This window comes from Streptomyces lothianensis, from assembly GCF_047779955.1.
In the GTDB taxonomy this organism is placed as follows: domain Bacteria; phylum Actinomycetota; class Actinomycetes; order Streptomycetales; family Streptomycetaceae; genus Streptomyces.
The window spans coordinates 179,423-201,906 of the sequence record NZ_JBLMKT010000074.1 but is presented as its reverse complement, the minus strand read 5'-3'; the positions used below and the strand labels follow the sequence as shown (position 1 = coordinate 201,906).

The 22,484-nt window shown below is 71.5% G+C and carries 20 protein-coding genes; 11 read left to right on the top strand and 9 right to left on the bottom strand.

Annotated elements, in window-relative coordinates:
* Positions 1-18 precede the first annotated feature (18 nt).
* The 4 genes from ACLF6P_RS26630 to ACLF6P_RS26615 all read left to right on the top strand — a co-directional run bounded on the left by ACLF6P_RS26630 (position 19) and on the right by ACLF6P_RS26615 (position 4,753).
* Positions 19-1,638 carry an ABC-F family ATP-binding cassette domain-containing protein gene (locus ACLF6P_RS26630; RefSeq protein WP_415953619.1) on the top strand — a complete coding sequence of 540 codons (1,620 nt, stop codon included), beginning with the start codon at positions 19-21 and terminating at the stop codon, positions 1,636-1,638.
* Positions 1,639-1,784: 146 nt separating this feature from the next.
* Positions 1,785-2,429 carry a hypothetical protein gene (locus ACLF6P_RS26625; RefSeq protein ID WP_415953617.1) on the top strand — a complete coding sequence of 215 codons (645 nt, stop codon included), beginning with the start codon at positions 1,785-1,787 and terminating at the stop codon, positions 2,427-2,429.
* A 33-nt stretch (positions 2,430-2,462) separates the two neighbouring features.
* Positions 2,463-3,710, top strand: coding sequence for an aminotransferase class I/II-fold pyridoxal phosphate-dependent enzyme (locus ACLF6P_RS26620; protein WP_415953615.1), 1,248 nt, complete (start codon positions 2,463-2,465; stop codon positions 3,708-3,710).
* On the top strand, positions 3,707-4,753 hold the full coding sequence (locus ACLF6P_RS26615) for an MBL fold metallo-hydrolase (protein WP_415953613.1): 1,047 nt from the start codon (positions 3,707-3,709) through the stop codon (positions 4,751-4,753). The genes ACLF6P_RS26620 and ACLF6P_RS26615 overlap by 4 nt, the downstream gene beginning before the upstream one ends.
* Before the next feature lie 97 nt (positions 4,754-4,850).
* Here ACLF6P_RS26615 and ACLF6P_RS26610 read toward each other — a convergent pair whose 3' ends face one another.
* Together ACLF6P_RS26610 and ACLF6P_RS26605 are read right to left on the bottom strand one after the other, a co-directional pair.
* Complete coding sequence (locus tag ACLF6P_RS26610) at positions 4,851-5,489, bottom strand: DedA family protein (protein WP_415953779.1); 639 nt, start codon at positions 5,487-5,489, stop codon at positions 4,851-4,853.
* 2 nt (positions 5,490-5,491) lie between these two features.
* Entirely contained in the window at positions 5,492-6,259 is a 768-nt protein-coding gene (locus tag ACLF6P_RS26605) for an MBL fold metallo-hydrolase (RefSeq protein WP_415953611.1), read from the bottom strand.
* 202 nt (positions 6,260-6,461) lie between these two features.
* On the opposite strand from ACLF6P_RS26605, the gene ACLF6P_RS26600 reads away from it, so the two are divergent.
* From ACLF6P_RS26600 to dnaK, 3 genes are all read left to right on the top strand, one after another.
* Positions 6,462-8,576, top strand: a complete 2,115-nt coding sequence (locus ACLF6P_RS26600) for a phage holin family protein (protein WP_415953777.1) — start codon at positions 6,462-6,464, stop codon at positions 8,574-8,576.
* 89 nt (positions 8,577-8,665) lie between these two features.
* Complete coding sequence (locus ACLF6P_RS26595) at positions 8,666-9,094, top strand: OsmC family peroxiredoxin (protein ID WP_415953610.1); 429 nt, start codon at positions 8,666-8,668, stop codon at positions 9,092-9,094.
* 188 nt (positions 9,095-9,282) lie between these two features.
* Complete coding sequence (dnaK, locus tag ACLF6P_RS26590; protein ID WP_415953608.1) at positions 9,283-11,169, top strand: molecular chaperone DnaK; 1,887 nt, start codon at positions 9,283-9,285, stop codon at positions 11,167-11,169.
* Positions 11,170-11,176: 7 nt separating this feature from the next.
* Here dnaK and ACLF6P_RS26585 read toward each other — a convergent pair whose 3' ends face one another.
* Both ACLF6P_RS26585 and ACLF6P_RS26580 read right to left on the bottom strand, forming a co-directional pair.
* Positions 11,177-12,154 (bottom strand): ArsR/SmtB family transcription factor, encoded by a 978-nt coding sequence (locus ACLF6P_RS26585; RefSeq protein WP_415953606.1) that lies wholly within the window; start codon positions 12,152-12,154, stop codon positions 11,177-11,179.
* A gap of 137 nt (positions 12,155-12,291) precedes the next feature.
* A complete protein-coding gene (locus tag ACLF6P_RS26580; RefSeq protein WP_415953605.1) occupies positions 12,292-12,462 on the bottom strand; it encodes a hypothetical protein in 171 nt (56 codons plus the stop codon).
* A 109-nt stretch (positions 12,463-12,571) separates the two neighbouring features.
* On the opposite strand from ACLF6P_RS26580, the gene ACLF6P_RS26575 reads away from it, so the two are divergent.
* Positions 12,572-12,973: an MFS transporter gene (locus ACLF6P_RS26575; RefSeq protein WP_415953603.1), complete on the top strand. Its 402-nt coding sequence runs from the start codon at positions 12,572-12,574 to the stop codon at positions 12,971-12,973.
* On the opposite strand, the gene narI is transcribed toward ACLF6P_RS26575, so the two are convergent.
* From narI to ACLF6P_RS26555, 4 genes are read right to left on the bottom strand one after another with little or no spacing between them, the layout of a single operon-like run.
* Positions 12,922-13,647, bottom strand: a complete 726-nt coding sequence (narI, locus tag ACLF6P_RS26570; RefSeq protein WP_415953602.1) for a respiratory nitrate reductase subunit gamma — start codon at positions 13,645-13,647, stop codon at positions 12,922-12,924. The two genes, ACLF6P_RS26575 and narI, sit on opposite strands and share 52 nt — an antisense overlap.
* Positions 13,644-14,213 carry a nitrate reductase molybdenum cofactor assembly chaperone gene (gene narJ / locus ACLF6P_RS26565; RefSeq protein ID WP_415953600.1) on the bottom strand — a complete coding sequence of 190 codons (570 nt, stop codon included), beginning with the start codon at positions 14,211-14,213 and terminating at the stop codon, positions 13,644-13,646. The genes narI and narJ overlap by 4 nt, the downstream gene beginning before the upstream one ends.
* Positions 14,210-15,856, bottom strand: coding sequence for a nitrate reductase subunit beta (gene narH / locus ACLF6P_RS26560; protein ID WP_415953599.1), 1,647 nt, complete (start codon positions 15,854-15,856; stop codon positions 14,210-14,212). Before narH ends, narJ begins: the two co-directional genes overlap by 4 nt.
* 1 nt (position 15,857) lies before the next feature.
* Positions 15,858-19,541, bottom strand: a complete 3,684-nt coding sequence (locus ACLF6P_RS26555) for a nitrate reductase subunit alpha (RefSeq protein ID WP_415953598.1) — start codon at positions 19,539-19,541, stop codon at positions 15,858-15,860.
* Between the two features lie 335 nt (positions 19,542-19,876).
* Here ACLF6P_RS26555 and ACLF6P_RS26550 point away from each other — a divergent pair, with 335 nt between their 5' ends.
* Complete coding sequence (locus tag ACLF6P_RS26550) at positions 19,877-20,311, top strand: hypothetical protein (protein WP_415953597.1); 435 nt, start codon at positions 19,877-19,879, stop codon at positions 20,309-20,311.
* A gap of 36 nt (positions 20,312-20,347) precedes the next feature.
* Here the strand turns inward: ACLF6P_RS26550 and ACLF6P_RS26545 are convergent, their stop codons facing one another.
* Entirely contained in the window at positions 20,348-21,127 is a 780-nt protein-coding gene (locus ACLF6P_RS26545) for a helix-turn-helix domain-containing protein (RefSeq protein ID WP_415953595.1), read from the bottom strand.
* Positions 21,128-21,237: 110 nt separating this feature from the next.
* On the opposite strand from ACLF6P_RS26545, the gene ACLF6P_RS26540 reads away from it, so the two are divergent.
* Positions 21,238-21,543, top strand: coding sequence for a 4a-hydroxytetrahydrobiopterin dehydratase (locus ACLF6P_RS26540; RefSeq protein WP_415953593.1), 306 nt, complete (start codon positions 21,238-21,240; stop codon positions 21,541-21,543).
* On the top strand, positions 21,544-22,299 hold the full coding sequence (locus tag ACLF6P_RS26535) for a class I SAM-dependent methyltransferase (protein WP_415953592.1): 756 nt from the start codon (positions 21,544-21,546) through the stop codon (positions 22,297-22,299).
* Positions 22,300-22,484: the final 185 nt, after the last annotated feature.

The window sequence follows — 22,484 nt, the reverse complement described above, 5'->3', positions numbered from 1 at the left end:
GACCGCAGAATCCGCTCCATGGGACATCTGGAAGCCGCGCACCTCGAGTACTACCTCCCCGACGGGAGGGCGCTGCTCGGCGATGTCTCCTTCAGGGTCGGCGAGGGCGCCGTTGTCGCCCTCGTGGGCCCGAACGGCGCGGGCAAGACCACGCTCCTGCGCCTCCTCTCAGGCGAGCTCCAGCCGCACGGCGGCAGCGTCACCATCAGCGGCGGCCTCGGGGTGATGCCGCAGTTCATCGGCTCCGTACGGGACGAGACCACGGTGCGTGACCTGCTCGTCTCCGTCGCCACGCCCCGTATCCGGGAGGCCGCGAAGGCCGTCGACGCCGCCGAGCACGCGATCATGACGGTGGACGACGAGGCCGCCCAGCTCCAGTACGCGCAGGCCCTGGCCGACTGGGCCGAGGCCCGCGGCTACGAGGCCGAGACGCTCTGGGACATGTGCACGATGGCGGCGCTCGGCGTGCCGTACGAGCGGGCCCAGTTCCGCGATGTCCGCACCCTCAGCGGCGGCGAACAAAAGCGCCTGGTCCTGGAGTCGCTGCTGCGCGGTACCGACGAGGTGCTGCTCCTCGACGAGCCCGACAACTACCTCGACGTGCCCGGCAAGCGCTGGCTCGAGGAGCGCCTGGCCGAGACCCGCAAGACCGTGCTCTTCGTCTCCCACGACCGCGAGCTGCTGGCCCGCGCCGCCGAGAAGATCGTCAGCGTGGAACCCGGCCCGGCCGGCGCGGACGCCTGGGTGCACGGCGGCTCCTTCGCCACCTTCCACGAGGCCCGCAAGGAACGCTTCGCGCGCTTCGAGGAGCTGCGCCGCCGCTGGGACGAGAAGCACGCCCAGCTCAAGAAGCTGGTCCTCACCCTGCGCCAGGCGGCCGAGAACAGCCCCGACATGGCCTCGCGCTACCGCGCCGCCCAGACCAGGCTGCGCAAATTCGAGGAGGCCGGACCGCCGCCGGAGCCGCCGCGCGAGCAGGACATCTCCATGCGGCTGCACGGCGGCCGCACCGGCGTACGCGCGGTGACCTGCGAGAACCTCGAACTCACCGGTCTGATGAAACCCTTCGACCTGGAGGTCTTCTACGGCGAACGGGTCGCCGTCCTCGGCTCCAACGGCTCCGGCAAATCCCACTTCCTGCGCCTGCTCGCCAACGGCGAAGTGGCCCACACCGGGAAGTGGCGACTCGGCGCGCGCGTCGTGCCGGGACACTTCGCCCAGACCCACGCCCACCCCGAGCTGACCGGCCGCAGCCTCCTCGACATCCTCTGGCGCGACCACGCCAAGGACCGCGGCGCGGCCATGTCACGGCTGCGGCGCTACGAGCTGACCCAACAGGCGGAGCAGAGCTTCGACCGGCTCTCCGGCGGCCAGCAGGCTCGTTTCCAGATCCTGCTGCTCGAACTGAAGGGCTGCACCGCCCTGTTGCTCGACGAGCCCACCGACAACCTCGACCTGGAGAGCGCCGAGGCCCTGCAGGAGGGCCTGGAGTCCTTCCAGGGCACGGTGCTCGCCGTCACCCATGACCGCTGGTTCGCGCGGTCCTTCGACCGCTATCTGGTGTTCGGCTCGGACGGGAGGGTACGGGAGTCCACCGAGCCGGTGTGGGACGAACGGCGCGTCGAACGGGTCCGCTGAGGCGCATCGGCGCCAGTCACCCGACCGGCCCCCGCCGTCCCGCGAATGGACCGTCGGCACAGGCGGGGGCCGAGGGCTCGGGGTTTCCATGAGGGCGCGGCACGAACTCCCGGCCGCAGCCGTCGGCCCCGAAGGAGCCCGCAGCCATGCGCAGAAGACCGGAATCAGGCTCCGAGTCCGGCCGGCCCGCACCCCGAGCGTGCGCCGGCCGGGCGAGCACAGCCACGCTCGCCCGGGTGTGCGCGGCCGCCGCGCTCACCGCCGCCGCCCTGGCCCAGGCCGCACCCGCGGCCCACGCGGGCGACACCGCCGCGGAGGTCAGCCCGCGTACCGCAGCGCCCGGCGGCACGGTGACCGTCTCCGTCTCCTGCCCCTATGCCGACCGCGGCATGTATCCGGAACACATCCGTGCGCGCTCGCAGGCCTTCGTGGGCGGCTCCGCCCGCCTGCGCCGGGTCGAGAACGCCGTGATCCCCGGCGTCGGCCCCGCCTACAGCGGCATGGCCAGGATCGCCGCCGACGCCGCCTTCTCCGGCAGCAGCCCCAACAGCGGCGTGGGCAGCACCTCACCATGGACGGTGGACGGTACCTGCCCCGGCGACGGCCGGTGGAGCGCGAGCTTCACCGTCACCCGCGACGCCCCACTCCACCACGGCGTACGCGGCGGCATCGGCGGCAGCTTCACCGACTCCCCGCAGACGATGCTGACCGGAGCGGCCCTGGTCCTCGGCGCACTTGGCGCCGCCTGCTACAAGATCCGCCGCCGCTCCTCGGACCTGGACACGCCCTAACCCCCTCACCCCGAACGAGACCACGGAGGCAGGATGCCGCGGACGGTCCCCGAGGGTCACGGCCCGGTCCGCTACGGACCGCCCGCCCCCGACCCCGGACTGCCCCCTCTCCCCGAACTCGCCGCCGTACTCGCGGCGGCCGCGGGCCGCGCCCACACCGAACCACCCGGCGGCAGCCCCACCCTGCGCGAGGCCGCCGCCGGCTACTGGCGGCGGCGCGGCATGCCGGTGGAACGCGACCGGACCGCCGCCGCACCCGGCGCCGCCCCGCTGCTGCTGGCCCTGACCGCCGCGACCGGCGGCGATGTGCTGCTGCCGCGCCCCTGCCCCGCCTGGTGGGCACCCCAGGTGCGGCTCCTGGGCCGGCAGGCCTTCCACGTGCCCACACCGCCCGAATGCGGGGGAGTGCCCGATCCGTACGCTCTGCTCGAAACCGTACGGAGAGTGCGCGCCGAAGGCGGCGACCCCCGGCTGCTCGTCGTCTCCGTCGCCGATGATCCGACCGCGACCGTGCCGCCGCCGGAAGTGCTGCACGAGACGCTGGAGGCGGCGCTCGGCGAAGGACTGCACATCGCCTCGGACGAGACCTGGCGCGACACCCTGCACCATCCCGAGGAGACCATTCTCATCGGCCCCGCCGAGATGCGGCCGCAGCACGTCACCGTCTTCGCCGATCTCTCCGGCGGCTACCTGCCGCCCGACTGGCCCGCCGCGATCGCCCGCTTCCCGGACACCGCGGAGGGCCTGATGCTCAGGGCCCGTGCGCTCGACGTCCTGACCGCGCTCGGCTCCACCGTCGCGGCCCCCGTCGCCGCGGCCGCGGCCCACGCGCTCGGTGAACCCGCCGAGGTCACCGACCGGCTGACCGCCGCCGTACGGCTGTACGCGAGGCTCGCCGAGACCGTGCACCGCATCGTGCTCGCCGCGGGCGCCTTCGGGCGCGCACCGGTCGCGGGACGGCACCTGTACGCCGACTTCGGGCCGCTGCGCGAAGCCTTCGCGCGGCGCGGCGTCACCGACGCGATGGAACTGGAGGACCACCTCACCGAGCACCTCGGCATGCCCGTGCCCGGCGGCCACCGCTTCGGCGACGGACTCGACGCCCTGCGCGCCCGCCTCCCGGTGGGCCCGCTGCTCGGCGGCGACAACGAGCAGCGCCTCGCCGCCCTCGCCGCGACCGACCCCCTGGAACTCCCGCATGTCCACCGGGCGCTCACCGGCCTGGCCGGCGCCCTCGACGCTCTGCGTGCCGACGCCCAGCCAACGGAGCCGCCCCGATGACCCAGGAGTCGCAGTCCCTCACCGCCCGAGCGGACCTCGCCACCGCCCCCGCCGCCACCGCACTGCGGCCGCTCGCCGAACGCCGCACCTGGCCCCGCTCGTTCGCCGACCGCCTCACCGCACCTCTGCCCGGCGTGAAGGCCCTGGCCCGCTTCGCCCGCGAGGGCGCCGTACGCCCGGACCGCGCGAGTCTCAAGGACATCCCGCAGCTGCCCTTCGAACCCGGTCCGCTACCGGAGGCCGATGCCGACACCCTGGCCGTCACCTGGGTGGGACACGCCAGCTGGGTGCTGCGGATCGGTGGCCTGACCGTGCTCACCGACCCCGTGTGGTCCCGCAGGATCCTCGGCACCCCGGCCCGGGTGACGCCCGCCGGCGTGGACTTCAGGGCGCTGCCGCCCGTCGACGCCGTCGTCATCAGCCACAATCACTACGACCACCTCGACGCGCCCACCCTCAAGCGACTGCCGCGCCACACCCCGGTGTTCGTGCCGGCCGGGCTCGGCCGCTGGTTCCGCCGCCGGCGCTTCGTCTGCGTCACCGAACTCGACTGGTGGGAGGCCGCCGAACTGCAGGGCGTGCGCTTCGACTGTGTGCCCGCGCATCACTGGTCCAAGCGCGCCCTCACCGACACCTGCCGCACCCTGTGGGGCGGCTGGGTGCTCACCGACCGCCTCGGCCGCAAGGTCTACTTCGCGGGCGACACGGGGTACGGCCACTGGTTCGAGCAGATCGGCGCACGCCATCCGGGCATCGATCTGGCCCTGCTGCCGATCGGCGCGTACGAGCCGCGGTGGTGGCTGCGCGATGTGCACTGCGACCCGGAGGAGGCCGTACGGGCGGCGGGAGACGTGGGTGCGCGGAGGATGGCGCCCATGCACTGGGGCACCTTCCTGCTCTCCGCCGAGCCGGTCCTCGAACCTCTGCAGCGGGTCCGCGCGGCCTGGCGCGCGGCGGGCCGGGCCCGTGAGGACCTGTGGGACCTGCCGGTGGGCGCATCCCGCGTCGTGGAACCCGCCCGGGACGGCCTGACACCGAGCTGAAACGGTCCCGCGGACCCCGGCCCGGGCTGCCTTCCACAGGGACCGCACCCGCAACCCCTGCCCCCGCACCTCGCCCGGCGCCGGACCGGCCCGCGCCTCACTGGACGCCGGACCGCACCCGCACCCGCATCCGCCGCCACACGGACGGCCCCGCACTGATGAGCACCGTCACACCGACCGCGGCGGCCACGCCCTGCCACGCCTCCGGGAACAGCGAGCCGCCCAGGATCCCGATCAGCTGATACGTGGCCGCCCAGGCCAGGCACGCCGGCAGATTGCCGCGGGCGAAGCGCCGCAGCGGCCACCGGGCGATCAGGCAGGCGAGCATCACCGGGATCCGTCCGGCGGGCACGAGCCGGGACAGCACGAGCACCGACACACTGTGCTCGTGCAGCTTGTGCTGCGCCTGTTCGAGCCGCTCCTGCGGGGCACGGTCGCGGATGGCCCTGAGCCACCGCGAGCCGTTGCGCGAGCGCATCCCGCGCGCGCCGAGCCAGTAGAGCACGGAGTCCCCGGTGAACGCGGCCAGCGCCGCCACCACGAACACGTACAACTGCGACTGCGGCGCCGAGTGATGGAAGGCGAGCGCCGCGGCCGAACTCACCACGGCCCCCGTCGGCACGACGGGTACCAGGGCGCCGAGCACCACGAGCAGGAAGAGCGAGGGGTAGCCGACAGCCTGCTGCGTGGTTTCCGCAGGTACGGACTCGGCGACGGAGCCGGCGAGGGGGAGCAGGCTCACCGTGCGACCTCCGGCCGCACACTCTCGCCCTGGTCCAGCAGATGCACCGCCACCTCCGGAGCCCGCCGAGCGGCCTGCCGTACGAACTCCGTGCCAGGCGTGTGGAACTCATGCGGCCGTACCGCGTCCATCCCGATCGGCCAGTACGTGCCGAAGTGCACGGGCACCGCACTGCGCGGCCCGATCCGGGCGAGCGCCTCGGCGGCACCTGCCGCGTCCAGATGCCCGGGCCCGAGGAACGGGCCCCAGCCGCCCACCGGAAGGAGCGCCGCATCGACCGCGCCGACCGCCTCCGCCATCTCCTCGAACAGCCCGGTGTCACCGGCGAAGTACGTCCGTGCGGCCCCTTCCACGACGAACCCGAGTGCGGGGGAGCGGTGCGGCCCGACCGGCAGCCGCCGACCGTCGTGCCGCGCGGCCACGACCCGCACACGCACCTTGCCGACCTTCACCTCGTCCCCGGGCACGACCTCGACGAACCGCAGCCGCGTCAGCTTCCGCAGCCCGGGCACGGCGTCCCTGGCCCCGCGCGGCAGCACCACCGTTGTACCGGCGGCGAGACATGCCAGCGAGGGCACATGCAGATGATCGGCATGCAGATGCGAAACGAGCGCGGCATCGGCCTCGGCGGCCAGCCGTGGCGGTACCTCACCGCGGCGCCGGCGCAGATGGGCAAGCCGCCGGGCGAACAGCGGATCGGTGAGCACGCGGGTTCCCGAGTCCTCCACCGTGCAGGTGGCATGCCCCCACCAGGTGATCTCCACCGACCGCTGCCTCCTCCGCCCGCACACCCGACTGCTACGACCATAGCCCTGCGGCCACGTTTCGCCCGGCTTGGCTGACTTCAGCCTGGTGGGCGACCGTCAGGCCTTCCGCCGCGGGCGCCACCCGCCCGCACCCCCACAATCCCCCCGCCTCATATGAAAACCTTGGCCCCGGGGCCCCTGGAACGATCGCGAGGTGACCGTGGCCGAAGAAGAGCACTGGCGCCGAAGACTCGGCACCCTGTGGCGCATCCTGGCCGTCTGGGCCGCGAGCACCCTCACGATGCTGATCCTCGCCGGTATCCTCCCCGACTTCCGTCTCCAGGCCGCCTCCGGCGACAGCGCCACCCGTATCGGCATCACCGCAGGCATCGGCGCCGCCGTCTTCGGCCTGCTCAGTGCCCTCGTCTGGCCCCTGCTCGTACGTGCCCTGCTGCTTGTCCCCGCCCTGGTCCTCGGCCTGCTCGTCTTCCTCCTCAACGGCTCCCTCCTGCTCATCGCCCTGCGCCTCATCCCCGACGGCCGCGGGGAGGCCGCCCTGGAGACAGCCGTGGTCGTCGCCGCGGTCATGTCCGCCGTGGCCTCCGCGACGGCCGCCGCGCTCGCGGTCCGCGACGACGACGCCTACCGCCGCAGGCTGTACCGGCTTGCGGACCGAAGACGCCGCAAACAGGTCGCGGCTGCGAAGGGCCCCCGCCTGCCCGGCACGGTCTTCATCCAGCTCGACGGCGTCGGCCACGGCGTGCTGCGGCGGGCCGTCGACGCCGGGCATCTGCCCACGATCGCCGCATGGCTCGCGGACACCCACCGCCTCACCCCGTGGCGCACCGACTGGTCGAGCCAGACCGGCGCCAGCCAGCTCGGCATCCTGCACGGCTCCAACCACGACGTCCCCGCCTTCCGCTGGTACGAGAAGGACACCGGCGAGGTGATGGTCTGCAACCGTCCCGCGAGCGCCGTGGAGCTGCAGCGCCGCGCCGTCGAACGCACCGGCGACGGCGGGCTGCTCGCCGTGGACGGCGCGAGCCGCGGCAACCTGTTCAGCGGCGGCGCCGACCAGGTCGCGCTCGTTCTGTCGGTCGCGGCCCGCCGCGGCAAGGAGAACCGTTCACGCGCCGGCTATTTCGCCTACTTCTCCGATCCCGCCAACGCGGTCCGTACCGCGATGTCGTTCATCGCCGAAGTGGGCCGCGAGATCTGCCAGTCCACGCGCGGCCGGATCAGAAGGACTCGGCCGCGCGTGGCGCGCGGCGGGCTCTATCCGCTGATCCGCGCCTTCGCCACCGTCGTCGAGCGTGATGTCGTGGTCGCCGCGGTGATAGGGGACATGCTGGTGGGCCGCACCGCGGTCTACGCGGATCTCGTCGCGTACGACGAGGTGGCCCACCACTCGGGTCCGGACAGCAAAGACGCCGCCCTGGTGCTGCGGCGCCTCGACCGTTCGCTCGCGCTGATCGCGAAGGTCGCCGAACATGCCCCGCGCCCGTACCGCATCGTGCTGCTCTCCGACCACGGGCAGAGCCCCGGCGAGACCTTCCGCTCCCGCTACGGCCTGTCCCTCGCCGACCTGGTGCGCGCCGGCTGCGGGCTGCCCGTGCCGCGCAGGGCCCGCGGCACCCGCAGCGGCGCCGAGGCCCGTGCGGCGGTGCGGGCCGCGATGCACCGGCCCGTGGAGGAGGGCCGGCACGAGCACCGGCCGCCGGCCGGCAAGGACCCACTCGTGCTGGCCTCGGGGAACCTCGGGCTCGTCTCGTTCCCCGATGTGCCCGAGCGGATGACACGCGAGCAGATCGACGCCCGCCACCCGGCGCTCCTCGCCACCCTCGCCAACCATCCCGGTATCGGCTTCCTTCTCGTACGCTCCGAACGCGGCCCGGTCGTTCTCGGTGCCCGCGGCGGCGAGCTGTATCTGGACGAAGCCGCCGAGGACGGGCGGGAACTGGGGCCGCTGAAGGACTTCGGTCCGGGCGCCCTGGAGGCCGTACGGCGCACCGACTCGTTCCCGCACACCGCCGACATCATGGTCAACTCGGCGCTTGAGGAAGGCGAGGTCCTCGCGTTCGAGGAGCAGATCGGCTCGCACGGCGGCCTCGGCGGCGAACAGGCCCAGCCCTTCCTGCTCTCCCCGCGCGCCCTGTCCGCCCCGGTCCCCGAAGGCTGCGAACTCGTCGGCGCCGAGCGCGTCCACCGCGTCCTGCGCCGCTGGCTGCGGGAGGCCGGTGGACCGCAGGTGCCGGTGCCCGAGCCGGACCCGGCGGAGCTGGATGCACCGGAAACGCTCCGTGTTCCGCGTGACCGTGCGTCGGATTCTGTGTGACCCGGGCGCGGACGGGCGTACGGATGTGGTCGGATGGGGGTGGACGTCACCCGACCGTCCATGGACGTCCCGCACAGGAAGGAACCGCCGTGGCCACCACGCGCAGCGCACACACCGTCTGGGAAGGCTCCCTCATGGAGGGTGCCGGCACCGTCACCTTCGACTCGTCCGGCAGCATCAGCCAGCAGCCGGTGTCCTGGCCCTCTCGCGCGGAGGAGGCGAACGGAAAGACCAGCCCCGAGGAGCTGATCGCGGGCGCGCATTCCAGCTGCTTCTCGATGGCCCTCTCGCACGCCCTGGCCGGCGCAGGCAACCCGCCCACCAGGCTGGTGACCTCCGCCGACGTCACCTTCCAGCCGGGCACGGGCATCACCGGCATCCACCTCACGGTCGAGGGTGAGGTCCCCGGCCTCGACGAGGCCGCCTTCACCGCGGCGGCGGAGACGGCGAAGGCCAACTGCCCGGTCAGCCAGGCCATGACCGGCACCACGATCACCCTCACGGCCAAGCTCGCCTGACACCTCCGCACCGCCGACGCCCCCGCACCCCAGGGTCCGGGGGCGTCGGCGTGCCCGGTTCCGCCCGGAGCGCCGCTTTCGACCGCTGCCGGTGCTTGTGCGGAGCACGCCACCGCTCGGGGCATTGACAACAGGGCGCCGCGGTTTTGTCCTGGGGAGTCCGGGGTGACGGCGGGAAGGGGTTCGGGATGGGGCGTGCGGTCGGGATCGATCTCGGGACGACGAACTCCGTGGTCGCCGTCCTCGAAGGCGGCGAGGCCACCGTGGTCGCCAATGCCGAAGGGGCGCGTACGACACCGTCCGTCGTCGCCTTCGCGAAGAACGGTGAGGTGCTCGTCGGTGAGGTCGCCAAGCGGCAGGCGGTCACCAACGTCGAGCGCACCGCACGCTCCGTCAAGCGGCATATGGGAGAGGTGAACTGGCGGTTTCCCGACCAGGGGACGATCGACGGCGGGCGGCTGCGGGCGCAGGAGCTGTCCGCGCGGGTGCTGCAGAAGCTGAAGCGGGATGCCGAGGCGTATCTCGGGGAGACCGTCACCGATGCGGTGATCACCGTGCCCGCGTACTTCGACGACACACAGCGCCAGGCCACCAAGGAGGCCGGTGAGATCGCGGGCCTCAAGGTGCTGCGGATCATCAACGAGCCGACGGCCGCGGCGCTCGCCTACGGACTCGACCGCGGCGACGAGCAGACCGTCCTCGTCTTCGACCTCGGCGGCGGCACCTTCGACGTATCACTGCTCGAGATCGGCGACGGCGTCATCGAGGTCAAGGCCACCAACGGCGATGCGTTGCTGGGCGGGGACGACTGGGACCAGCGGGTCGTCGAGCATCTCGTCACACAGTTCAGGAATGGGCACGGCATCGATCTCGCCCGGGACAAGATGGCCGTGCAGCGGCTGCGCGAGGCCGCCGAGAAGGCGAAGACCGAGCTGTCGAGCGCGAACGAGACGACCGTCAACCTGCCCTACATCACCGCGAGTTCCGCCGGTCCGCTGCATCTGGAGGAGAAACTCACCCGCTCCCGGTTCCAGGAGCTCACCCAGGATCTCCTCGACCGCTGCAAGCAGCCTTTCCACCAGGCCGTCAAGGACGCCGGCATCAAGCTCTCCGCCGTCGAGCACGTGATCCTCGTCGGTGGCTCCACCCGGATGCCCGCCGTCACGGAACTGGTCAAGGAACTCACCGGCAAGGAACCGCACAAGGGCGTCAACCCGGACGAGGTCGTGGCGGTCGGCGCGGCCCTGCAGGCCGGTGTGATCCGCGGCGATGTGAAGGACGTGCTGTTGCTCGACGTCACCCCGCTGTCCCTCGGCATCGAGACCAAGGGCGGCATCATGACCCGCCTCATCGAGCGCAACACCACGATCCCCACGCGCCGTTCGGAGGTCTTCACGACCGCCGCCGACAACCAGCCCTCCGTCGGGATCCAGGTCTTCCAGGGCGAACGGGAGATCGCCGCGCACAACAAGAAACTCGGCGTCTTTGACCTCACCGGCCTGCCGCCCGCGCCGCGCGGGGTCCCGCAGGTCGAGGTGACCTTCGACATCGACGCCAACGGGATCATGCACGTCTTCGCGAAGGACCTGGCGACGGGCCGCGAGCAGAAGATGACCGTCACGGGCGGCTCCGCGCTCCCGAAGGACGACATCGACCGGATGATGCGGGAGGCCGAGCAGTACGCGGACGAGGACCGCAGGCGCCGGGAGGCCGCCGAGACCCGCAACACCGCCGAGCAACTCGCCTACCGGACCGAGCAGTTCCTTGACGAGAACGCGGAGCAGATCCCCGCGGAGGCGAAGTCCGAGGTCGAGTCCGCGCTCGGCGAGCTGAAGGCCGTGATCGGGCGGCCCGCCGCGGACAGCGAGGAACTGCGGTCCGCCACGGAGAAGCTGGCCGGCGTCAGTCAGCGCATGGGGCAGGCGATGTACGCCCGGGCTCAGTGGCAGACTCGAGGCCCGGCCACCGAGGACCGTCCCCGGGAGGCGGCGGCCGAGCAGGACCGGCCCGCCGAGGACGTGGTGGACGCGGAGATCGTCGACGACGAACACGACCCCAGGGGCGGGGCCGCCTGAACCACCCTCAGCCGCGCGCGCCCGCCACGGAGTTCACCAGTTCCTCCGCCACCCGCGTCCGCGCGTACAGCACCACCCGTCCGGCCCGGTGCGCCGAGACCAGCCCGGCCGCCCGCAGCGCGGACAGATGCTGCGAGACGCCACCGGCACTCAGCCCGGTCCGCCGGGCCAGATCGGTGGTGGACGCGGGCTCCGCCAGTTCCGCGAGCAGCCGCGCACGCGAGGCACCGAGGACCCCGCCGAGGGCGGCCGACTCGGGCGCGGGCCCCGGCGACCACAACGCGCCGATGCCGCGCGGGGGGTAGCGCAAGGTGGGCTGGAAGGCGGTGTGCGTCTTGGAGAACACCCGCGGCCAGACGAACGCGGAGGGCACGAGCAGCAGCCCCTGCCCGTCGAGCTGCGGCACCCCGCGCCGGAACCGCAGGCTGACGTGCAGGGTGCCCGCGTCCCAGGAGAGCTGGGGGCTGAGGTCGTCGAAGAGGCGCCGGGTGCCGCCCTCGGCGAGGCGCCGGGCCCGGTACTGGATATCGGCTTCGAGCAGTGCGAGGATCCGCGGCCAGTACGGCGCCATCGCGAGCTCCCCGTACGCGCGGATCACCTCGGACAGGCGGGCGAGACCGTGCTCCGGGTCGGCCCGCAGCGCAGCCACCGCGGGCTCGGTCACTTCCGCGGTGGTCAGCAGCTGCTCGGGCGGGGTGGCCCGCAGTGCGGCGAGTTCGACGTCGAGGGACGGCAGCGGTGTGGCGGGCGGCGGGCACAGGAACGGCGGGATGGACGGCGCGCCGAGGTGCACCAGCGAGGCAAGCGGCGCGAGGTCGAGCTTCGCGGCGGCGATCCGCGGCCGCACCTGCTCCACCCAGCGCCGGTGCATGCCCTGGGTGTCCGCGCCGAGGAGGACCCGAAGGCCCGCGACGACCTCCCACAGAGGGGAGACGGCGAAACGGGTGCGCGCGACGTCCTCCGCCGAGAACTCGATCTCCAGCATCCGGCTCCTCCTCCCGCGGTGATGGATTCGGCTGAGACCAAAACATTGGCGCCCGCCTGCGGAAGCCGGGCACGGTGCAGCCCATGTCCAAGCAATCACCCTGGCGCACAGGCGATTTCCGCACCCTGTTCTCCGCATCAGTCCTCAACGTCCTCGGTACGAACGTCTCCTACGTGGCCGTCCCGATGGTCGCCGTCCTCGCCCTCGGCTCCGGTCCCGGCCAGGTCGGGCTGCTCGGCGCCCTGAGCACCGTGGCGTTCCTCGTCATCGGACTGCCCGCCGGCGCCTGGGTGGACCGGATGCGGCACCGCAAGGTCCTGGTCACCGCCGATCTGTGCCGCGGTGCACTGCTCGCCTCCGTGCCGCTCGCCTGGTGGCTCGGCTCGCTCAGCTTCTGTCAACCTGTGGGTCGCGCCGATGGGGCTCGTCGTCCCGCTGATCGACCGCGGTGCCTGGCTGTGGGTGGCCGCGGGGGCGTGGTTCCTGTTCACGTTCAAGACCGGGCTCGGCAATGTGCTCGGTGTGAGCCTGCGCCAGCGGTTGACGCCCGCCCGGCTGCTCGGCCGTATGAACGCCACGTTCCGCTTCATGTTCACCGGGTCGATGGCCCTCGCGGCAGCCGCCTCCGGCCTCATCGCGGAGTACGCCTCCCTGCGCGTGGCCGTCTGGACGGGCGGGATCTGCCTCTGCCTGAGCTTCCTGCCGGTGTACCTGTCACCGATCCGCGCCCGTCCGCACCTGCCCGACGCCCACGATGCCCGCGAGGACTACGACTCCGAGCGCTCCCAGCCGGGCCGGTCGGCCCGCGCCCCCAGCTGAGTCTCCTCGCGGCTGCGGTAGACCACGTACGGTCTGAAGAGGTATTGCACGGGTGCGCTGAACACATGCACCAGCCGGGTGAAGGGGATCAGCGCGAAGAGCAGCAGACCGATGACGGTGTGGATCTGGTAGGTGAGCGGCACGCCCACCATCCGGTCGATATCGGGCTGCAGCGTGAACAGCGAGCGGGCCCAGGGGGCGATCGTCGTGCGGTAGTCGTAGCCGTGGGAGGGCGAGGAGTTGGTGAGCTTGGCCCACATGCCCATCACGATCGCGGCGAGCAGGACGAGGTACATGACCTTGTCGTTGACGGTCGTCGCCCGGAACACGGGGGCCTTGGTGCGACGGCGGTACACGAGCAGCGCGATGCCGAGCAGCGCCAGCGCGCCCGCAGCCGTACCGGCGTACAGCGACAGCCTGTGGTACGCGGCCTCGTCCAGGCCGACGGCATCGGTCCAGGACGCGGGGACGAAGAGCCCCATCAGATGGCCGGCGAGCACGAACAGCAGCCCGTAGTGGAACATCGGCGAGGCGATGCTCAGCAGCTTCGACTCGTAGACCTGGGAGGAGCGGGTGGTCCAGCCGAACTTGTCGTACCGGTGGCGCCACCAGGTGCCCGCGATCAGTAGCGCGGCGGCGACATACGGCAGGACTCCCCACAGGAACGTGTTCATGAGGGCTCTCCCGTGCGTGTGAAGGGCTCCAGACCGACGGTCTCGGTCGGCGGACCGCACCTGGCCATCGCCATCGCCGCCGCCCTGTCCTTGGGGGAAGGGCCGGGCAGCGTCGCACATACCGCCCGCAGGATGCCCGCGTACGGTGTGCCGTGCTCGGTGAGCGCGAGGCGCAGCAGTTCGAGCCCCGGGCGGAACTCCAGCAGCAGCCGGGTGTCGACCTGCGCCGAGAACTCCAGGACCGCGGGCAGGAAGTCCGGCAGCTCCTCGCCGGTGAACTCCAGTCCGTGCTCGCGGTAGACCTGCTTGAAGCCGACGAGGCTCATCCCGCGCCGCCGGGTGTCGCCGTCGCGCCACCAGCTCAGATACAGGCTGTGCCGGTTCTTGAAGTCGAAGACCTGTACGTAGTGCGCGGCCAGCCGGGTGGCGTCGCTGCCCTCGGCGTACGTGAGGAAGTCCCGTAGCCCGGGCGCTGCCTCGCGCAGAAGAGGCAGCCGTGCACGGAACGCGTCGTCGGGATACGTCAGGCAGATCGAGGCCGCCTGATAGAGGACCGCGTTGCTCACTGCTGCTCCCTCACATCGGCGGGCTCCTCGTCGGAGGTCTGGCGTCTGCGGGCCGCGTGGAAGTTCTCGATGGAGACCAGCGGCAGCTGCTTCCTGCCTTCGCCCCCGCCGGAGTCCTGGCCGAAGGGTCCGTCGCCGCCCATGCCGGGACCGTCCTCGTAGTCGAGCGAGCAGGTGTCCGGGAGCGCCGACTCCTCCAGTGCCTTCGCATCGCTTACTGCGGCCGTCGGGATGACATAGCGGTCCTCGTACTTGGCGATGGCGAGCAGCCGGTACATCTCCTCGATCTCCTGCGCGCTCATGCCCACCGCATCGGCGATCCCCTGGTCGGGCCTCTCGCCGAGGTTGATCGCCCGCATGTGCGAGCGCATCGCGGCCAGCTTGTCGAGGCAGGAGCGCACGGGCGCGATATCGCCGGCCGTGAAGATCTCCGCGAGGTATTCGAGCGGGATACGGAGCGAGTCGATCGCGCCGAACAGGTTGCCCGCGTCCTCACCGTCGTGCCCCGTCTCACTGAGCGCGTCGACGACGGGGGAGAGCGGCGGGATGTACCAGACCATCGGCATGGTGCGGTACTCCGGATGCAGGGGAAGCGCCACCTTGTACTTGCTGATCAGCGCGTGCACGGGGGAGCGGCGGGCCGCCTCCATCCAGTCGTACCCGATGCCCGCGGCCTCGGCGGCCCGCTGCACCTCGGGGTCCTCGGGGTCGAGGAACACGCCCAACTGGGCCTCGTACAGCGCCTTCTCGTCCTTCGTGGAGGCCGCCCGAGTCACCTTGTCGGCGTCGTAGAGGATGACGCCGAGGTAGCGCAGCCGGCCCACGCAGGTCTCGGAGCAGACCGTGGGCAGGCCGACCTCGACCCGCGGATAGCACAGCGTGCACTTCTCGGCCTTGCCGGTCCTGTGGTTGAAGTAGACCTTCTTGTACGGGCAGCCGGTGACGCACATCCGCCAGCCGCGGCAGCGGTCCTGGTCCACGAGCACGATGCCGTCCTCGTTGCGCTTGTACATCGCGCCCGAGGGGCAGGAGGCCACACAGGACGGATTGAGGCAGTGCTCGCAGATGCGCGGCAGATAGAACATGAAGGTCTGCTCGAAGGCGAACTTCACCTTCTCGGCCGCCTGTTCGCGCACCTTCTCGACCATCGGGTCCTGCGGGCCGTGCTCGGTGGCGCCCGCCAGGTTGTCGTCCCAGTTCGAGGACCACTCGATCTTCATCGGCTTGCCCGTGATCAGCGAACGCGGCTCGGCCACCGGGAAGTCATCGCCGAGCGGGGCGTCGGTGAGGTTCTTGTAGTCGTACGTCCAGGGCTCGTAGTAGTCCTTGATCTCCGGCAGCTTCGGGTTGGAGAAGATCTGCGCGAGCTTCTTCAGCCGCCCGCCGTTCTTCGGCTTCAGCGCACCGCGCCTGTTCAGGACCCAGCCGCCCTGCCACTTCTCCTGGTCCTCGTAGCGCCGGGGATAGCCCTGCCCGGGCCGGGTCTCGACGTTGTTGAACCAGACGTACTCCATGCCGGTGCGGTTGGTCCACGCCTGCTTGCAGGTCACCGAGCAGGTGTGGCACCCGATGCACTTGTCGAGGTTCATGACCATGGCGACCTGCGCCATGACGCGTCCGACAGTCGCTTCGCGACGGGGCATCTCAGTACTCCACATCTTGCGAACGGCGACGGATGACCGTGACCTCGTCACGCTGGTTGCCCGTCGGGCCGAGGTAGTTGAAGGCCCAGGACAGCTGGGCGTAGCCGCCGATGAGATGGCTGGGCTTCATCAGGACCCTGGTGAGCGAGTTGTGGATTCCGCCGCGCCTGCCGGTGGTCTCCGTCTTCGGGACGCCGACCGTGCGCTCCTGCGCATGGTGCATGTACACCGTGCCCTGCGGCATCCGGTGTGAGACGACCGCGCGGGCCACGACCACACCGTTGCGGTTGACCGCCTCGATCCAGTCGTTGTCCCGCACCCCGATCGCCTCGGCATCCTGCGGGGACATCCAGATGTTCTGGCCGCCGCGCGAGAGCGACAGCATGAAGAGGTTGTCCTGGTACTCGGAGTGGATCGACCACTTGTTGTGCGGGGTCAGATAGCGGACGGTGACCTCCTTGTGGCCGTCCGCGCCGAGCCGCGGCTCACCGAACAGGCGGTGCATGTCCAGCGGCGGCTTGTAGCCGATCAGCGCCTCGCCGAGTTCGTGCATCCAGTCGTGGTCGAGGAAGAAGTGCTGGCGCCCCGTCAGGGTGTGCCAGGGCTTGAGATGCTCGGTGTTGAGAGTGAACGCGGTGTAGCGCCGGCCGCCGGACTCACTGCCGGACCACTCCGGGCTCGTGATCACGGGAACGGGCGCGGCCTGCGTGTCCGCGTACGTGACCCGCTTGCCCTCCGACTCCGCGGCCAGCTGCGCCATCTCCTGCCCGGTGCGCTCCTCCAGGGTGCGAAAGCCCTGCGTGGCGAGCCGGCCGTTGGTCGTACCGGACAGCGCCAGGATCGCATTGGCCGCCTTGACCGCGGTGTCGAGGAGCGGCCGCCCGTCCGCCGGGCCGCCGCGCACCGTACCGTTGCGCTGCTTCAGCTCCTCGACCTCCTGGCCGGGTCTGAGCGCGATGCCCTTCGCGGGCAGGCCCAGCTTCTCCACCAGCGGCCCGAGCGCCGCGAACTTCTCACCGACCGCCGCGTAGTCCCGCTCGACCACCGCCAGATTCGGCAGTGTCCTGCCCGGCACCGGCTCGCACTCGCCGCGTCTCCAGTCGAGCGCCACCCCGCCCGGCTGGGCCATCTCGCCCGGTGTGTCGTGCTGCAGCGCCGTCGCCACCAGGTCCTTGCGGGTGCCCAGATGGTCGCGGGCCAGCTCGCTGAACCTGCGGGCGAGCCCCAGGAAGGTGTCGAAGTCGGTGCGTGCCTGCCACGGCGGGTTCACGGCCGGGGTGAAGGAGTGCACATACGGGTGCATGTCCGTGGTCGACAGATCGTGCTTCTCATACCAGGTGGCGGCGGGCAGCACCACATCCGACAGGAGCGTGGACGAGGTCTGCCGGAAGTCCAGGGACAGCAGCAGGTCGAGCTTCCCCTCGGGAGCTTCCTCATGCCACTTCACATCGCGCGGCCGCACCTCGGGACCGGCCTCCTCGGCGCGCAGCGAGGAGTGCGTGCCGAGCAGGTGCTTGGTGAAGTACTCGGCGCCCTTCGCGGAGGAGCCCAGCAGGTTGGCCCGCCACAGCGTGACCACCCGCGGCCAGTTCTCGGGCGCGTCCGGGTCCTCGCAGGCGAACTTCAGGGTGCCCGCCTTCAGTTCGGAGACGGCACGCCCCACCGGATCCTCGCCCTCGCCGAGCTCCAGGGGGTTGCGGTCGAAGGTCGGATACGAGGGCATCCAGCCCGAACGTGCCGACTGGGCCAGGCAGTCCGCGCCCGTCATCCCCTCGAAACGGCCCTCACCGAGCGGCGAGGCGAGCACATCGGCCCGGAACTTGTCATAACGCCACTGGTCGGTGTTGAGGAACCAGTACGCCGCGCCGATCATCTGCCGCGGCGGTCTGCCCCAGTCACCGGCGCCCGCCAGGGTCGCCCAGCCGGTCGACGGGCGGCACTTCTCCTGGCCGACATAGTGCGCCCAGCCGCCGCCGTTGCGGCCCTGGCAGCCGGTCAGCTGCAGCAGGGCGAGGAAGGAGCGGTAGATCTGCTCCGAATGGAACCAGTGATTCGTGCCCGCGCCCATCAGGATCATGCAGCGGCCGCGGGACTTCTCCGCGGTCCGCGCGAACTCCCGGGCGATCTTCACGGCCTGCGCGGCGGGCACCGAGGTGTGCGCCTCCTGCCAGGCCGGGGTGCCGGGGGTGCGCGCGTCCTCGTAGGACTCGGGCCAGTCGCCGGGCAGGCCCTCACGGCCGACGCCGTACTGCGCGAGCAGCAGATCGAAGACCGTGGTGACGAGCGGCCCGTCCTGGCTGCCGAGCCGCGTCGCCGGGACCCCGCGGGTGAGGACCTCGCCGCGTCCCTGGCCGTGCTCACCGCCCTCGGTGTCGAAGCGCGGCAGCCTGACCGGGACACCCGTCGCGAACTCGGCGCCATGGAACGAGAGCCGCGGAGCGATCCCGCCCAGCTCGAGATTCCACCTGCCCTTGCCGGACTCCGTCCAGCGGAAACCCAGCGAACCGTTGGGGACGGCCGGCTGACCGGTGTTCTCGTCGAGGACGACGGTCTTCCACTCGGCTCCCTCTCCGCCCTGCCCGATATCGCAGGCCCGCAGGAACTTCGAGGGAACGTACCCGCCGTCGTTCTCGGTCAGCGTCACCAGAAACGGCAGATCGGTGTACCGGCGCACGTAGTCGTCGAAGAACTCCGTCTTCCTCTCGACGAAGAACTCCCTGAGGATCACATGCCCCATGGAGATCGCGAGCGCCGCGTCCGTGCCCGGATGCGGGTGCAGCCACTCGTCGGCGAACTTCGCGTTGTCCGCGTAGTCCGGCGCCACCACGACGACCTTCTGGCCGCGGTAGCGGGCCTCCGCCATCCAGTGCGCGTCCGGGGTACGGGTCACCGGGACGTTCGAACCCCACATCATCAGATACGCGGCGTCCCACCAGTCGCCCGACTCCGGTACGTCGGTCTGGTCGCCGAAGACCTGCGGGGATGCGACCGGCAGATCCGCGTACCAGTCGTAGAAACTCAGCATCGGCGCGCCGATGAGACTCATGAACCGGGCGCCCGCCGCATGCGAGACCATCGACATCGCCGGGATCGGCGAGAAACCGGCGATGCGGTCCGGACCGTGCTCCTTGACGGTGTGCACATGCGCGGCCGCCACGATCTCCAGGGCCTCGTCCCAGGACGCCCGCACCAGACCGCCCTTGCCGCGGGCCCGCTGGTAGGTTCGTCGCCGCTCCGGATCGTTTTGAACATCGGCCCAGGCAAGCACCGGGTCACCGGTCCGTGCCTTCGCCTCCCGGTACATCTCCAGGAGCACCCCGCGGACATACGGATAGCGCACCCGCGTCGGCGAGTACGTGTACCAGGAGAACGCGGCACCCCGCGGGCAGCCGCGGGGCTCGTACTCCGGGCGGTCCGGGCCGACGCTCGGATAGTCCGTCTGTTGGGTTTCCCAGGTGATGATGCCGTCCTTGACGTACACCTTCCAGCGGCAGGAACCGGTGCAGTTCACGCCGTGCGTGGAGTTCACGACCTTGTCGTGGCTCCAGCGGTCCCGGTAGAAGGCGTCGGCCTGTCGGCCGCCCTTCAACTGCACGCTGTGCTGATCGGGTGCGGCCTCGCCGCGCCGGAAGAACCTCCCGGCGCGCAGCAGCGCGGCGCCCGGCTCGGTCACGGGGTCGGTCACCGCTCGGCTCCCTCGGTCGGCGCGTGCGGGCACGGGTGTCGCGTGCGGACCGCCTGTCGCTGGCGGCCACGCCTGAGGCGACGGTAATTCCGCTGGTGGGGCACCACATGCCGACGGGGGCCGTACGGGCGGTGGCCCGGCCGCCGGGAGCGACCGGTACGGCGTCAGGCACCCGGCGGCCGACCGCCGGCCACCCGGTGCGCACGGCCATTACCCCGCAGGTAATCGACCGCCCCGCCGCCCGCGGGACATGGTGGACCCACCGGCCACCGGGGCGGCGCACTCCCTCCCGGCGGCCGGCCCAAGTGCTCGTTTCGGCGTCGGAGGTTGATCGCATGTCCGCTTCGTCCATGGTCCCCACCACCGGCCTGCTGCGTAGCCGTGAGCCGCGTGCGGCGCTCCGGCTGTTCCTCGGTCTCGATGCCGTCGTCACCGGAGGCAACGGACTCGCCTACGCCGTGGCCTCCGGCCCGCTCGGGCGGTTCCTCGGCCTCGGCCCGGGGCTGCTGCTCGGCCTCGGACTCACCCTGATCGCCTACGCCGCCGGGGTCGGCCTGATCGCCGCCCGACGGCAGCCGTCCGTGCTGCCCGTACGGGCCGTCGTCGAGGTCAATCTGGCGTGGGCCGTGCTGAGTCTGCTCGCCCTGCTGCTCTGGTTCGAGCCGAGCACCGTGGGCGCGGTGTGGATCGTTCTGCAGGCCGCCACCGTGGCGGCGTTCGCCGCGCTTCAGTACACCGCCCTGAAGGCGATGCTCAGCTCCTGGTCATGACCAGGAGCTGAGCATGACCAGGAGCTGAGGCCCGGCTCAGGGCAGCAGCGACTGCAGATACTTGACCGTCGCCGGGTCGGCCGGGAGCAGCGTCTCGATGGCCAGCTCGGCGACCGTCACATCCATGGGCGTGTTGAACGTCGAGATCGAGGAGACGAACGACAGAGTCCGCCCCTCGTGCTCGATGAGCAGCGGCAGGGCGACGAACGCGACGGGCGAGTCGTCGACCGCGCTCTCGCCCGGATCCGCCACCGGATACGCCGCCACCTCCCCGTACAGATCGCGCAGCGCATCCGAACGGCGCAGCGCGATCTGCCGCTCCATCTGGTGCAGCAGATGACCGCGCCACTCCGCCAGATTGCGGATCCTCGGTGCGAGGCCGCGCGGATGCAGGGTGAGCCGCATCGCGTTCAGCGGGGGCGCGAGCAGCTCCTCGTCGAGCCCGTCAAGGAGCATCGCGATCCCGCGATTGGCGGCGACGACGTTGTACGTGGCGTCCACGATCAGCGCGGGATACGGCTCGTAGCCGCGCAGCAGCTGTTCGAGGCCCTCCCGCAGGGTGCCGAGCTCGTCCAGCGGGGTCTCCCGGTAGTGCGGGGCGTAACCGGCGGCAAGCAGCAGCGCGTTCCGCTCCCGCACCGGAACATCCAGCTGCTCGGCGATATGGAGCAGGAACTCCTCACTCGGCCGTGAGCGGCCCGTCTCCACGAAGCTGATGTGCCGCGCCGACGAACCGGCCCGCAGCGCAAGCTCCAGCTGACTGATGCGCCGCTCCCCGCGCCAGGCTTTGAGCAGCGGCCCCACCCCGTTGGTCATACGCCGACAGTAAGGCATCCGCGAACGCCGAAGCATCCCTCGCCGCAGGTCTGTGGCAGGCTGAAACCGACCGGACGTGCTGTGATCCCCACCTTCGCAAGGAGTACGTGATGTCTGCCGAACCGCTCTCGCAGCAGGACATCGATGACCGCCTGCGCGACCTGCCCGGCTGGTCCGCGACCGAGGCAGGCCTCACCCGCTCGTACCGCCTCGGCTCGCATTTCGCGGCCACCGCGATGGTGGTCCACATCGCCCAGGTGCAGGAGGAGCTGAACCACCACTCGGACCTCACCCTCGGCTACAACACGGTCGCCCTCTCCGTGAACACCCACAGCGCGGGCGGCGCCCTGACCGCCCTCGACTTCGGTCTCGCCGAACGCGTCGAGGCGCTGGCCGGCGGTCACGGGGCGAAGTGAATGCTGGACTACACAACCGAAGCGGCCCACTACGACCGCACCCGGGGCGGCGTCCCGCGGGCCGAGGCATGCGCCGCGGCGATACGGGAACTGCTGCCGGAACGGACCGGCCGCCTTCTGGACCTGGCCTGCGGCACGGGCATCGTGACCGAGAGACTGACCGCGCCTGGTCGGCAAGTCGTGGGCGTGGACCCGGCGTTCGGCATGACGGCGCGGGCCGCCGAGCGGCTGCCCGGAGCGGTCGTCCGCGGCGACGGCACCCGGCTCCCCTTCCTTGATGCCACGTTCGACGCGGTGACCGCGGTCTGGCTGCTGCATCTGGTGCCGGACGCCGCGCCCGTGATCGCCGAATGCGCGCGGGTGCTGCGGCCCGGCGGGGTGCTTGTCGCCACGGTCGACAAGGTCGCGGGCCACGACACGGGCTCGGACATCGACGCGCTGCTCGGCCCGCACCGCGGAGGCCGGATCACGGATGAGAGAGACCACGTCCTCGGCCTGGGCCGCTCCCACGGGCTGGCGTTTCCGGCCGAGACCGCCTTCGACGGTCACGGTCAGGGCCGTACGCCCCGTGGTGTGGCGCGCGATCTACGCCGGGGGTGGTTCGCGAAGTCGCTGGCGCTGCGGGGAGCGGGGCTGGAGGCTCTGGCCTCCCGGATGGAGCACCTCCCGTCCCCGGACGAGCCCCGTGGGGATCCGAGGTTCCGGGTGGTGGCTCTGGTGCGAGACAGCGGCGACGTCCCGGCTGCGGCCGGTTGATCTTCCCCCATCCCGCCGGCGTTTGAGGACGAGCGCGTTGAGCGCGATGGGGGGGGCAGGGGGCGAAGCCCCAAGGGGGGTCCGGGGGCGGAGCCCCCCGGTTTCGGGAAGGGGGCGGGGTGGGGGAAAAGTTGCCGGAACCGCAAGCGCGCTTGCCGTCCGGCGGAACCGGAGCCCACCCTGGC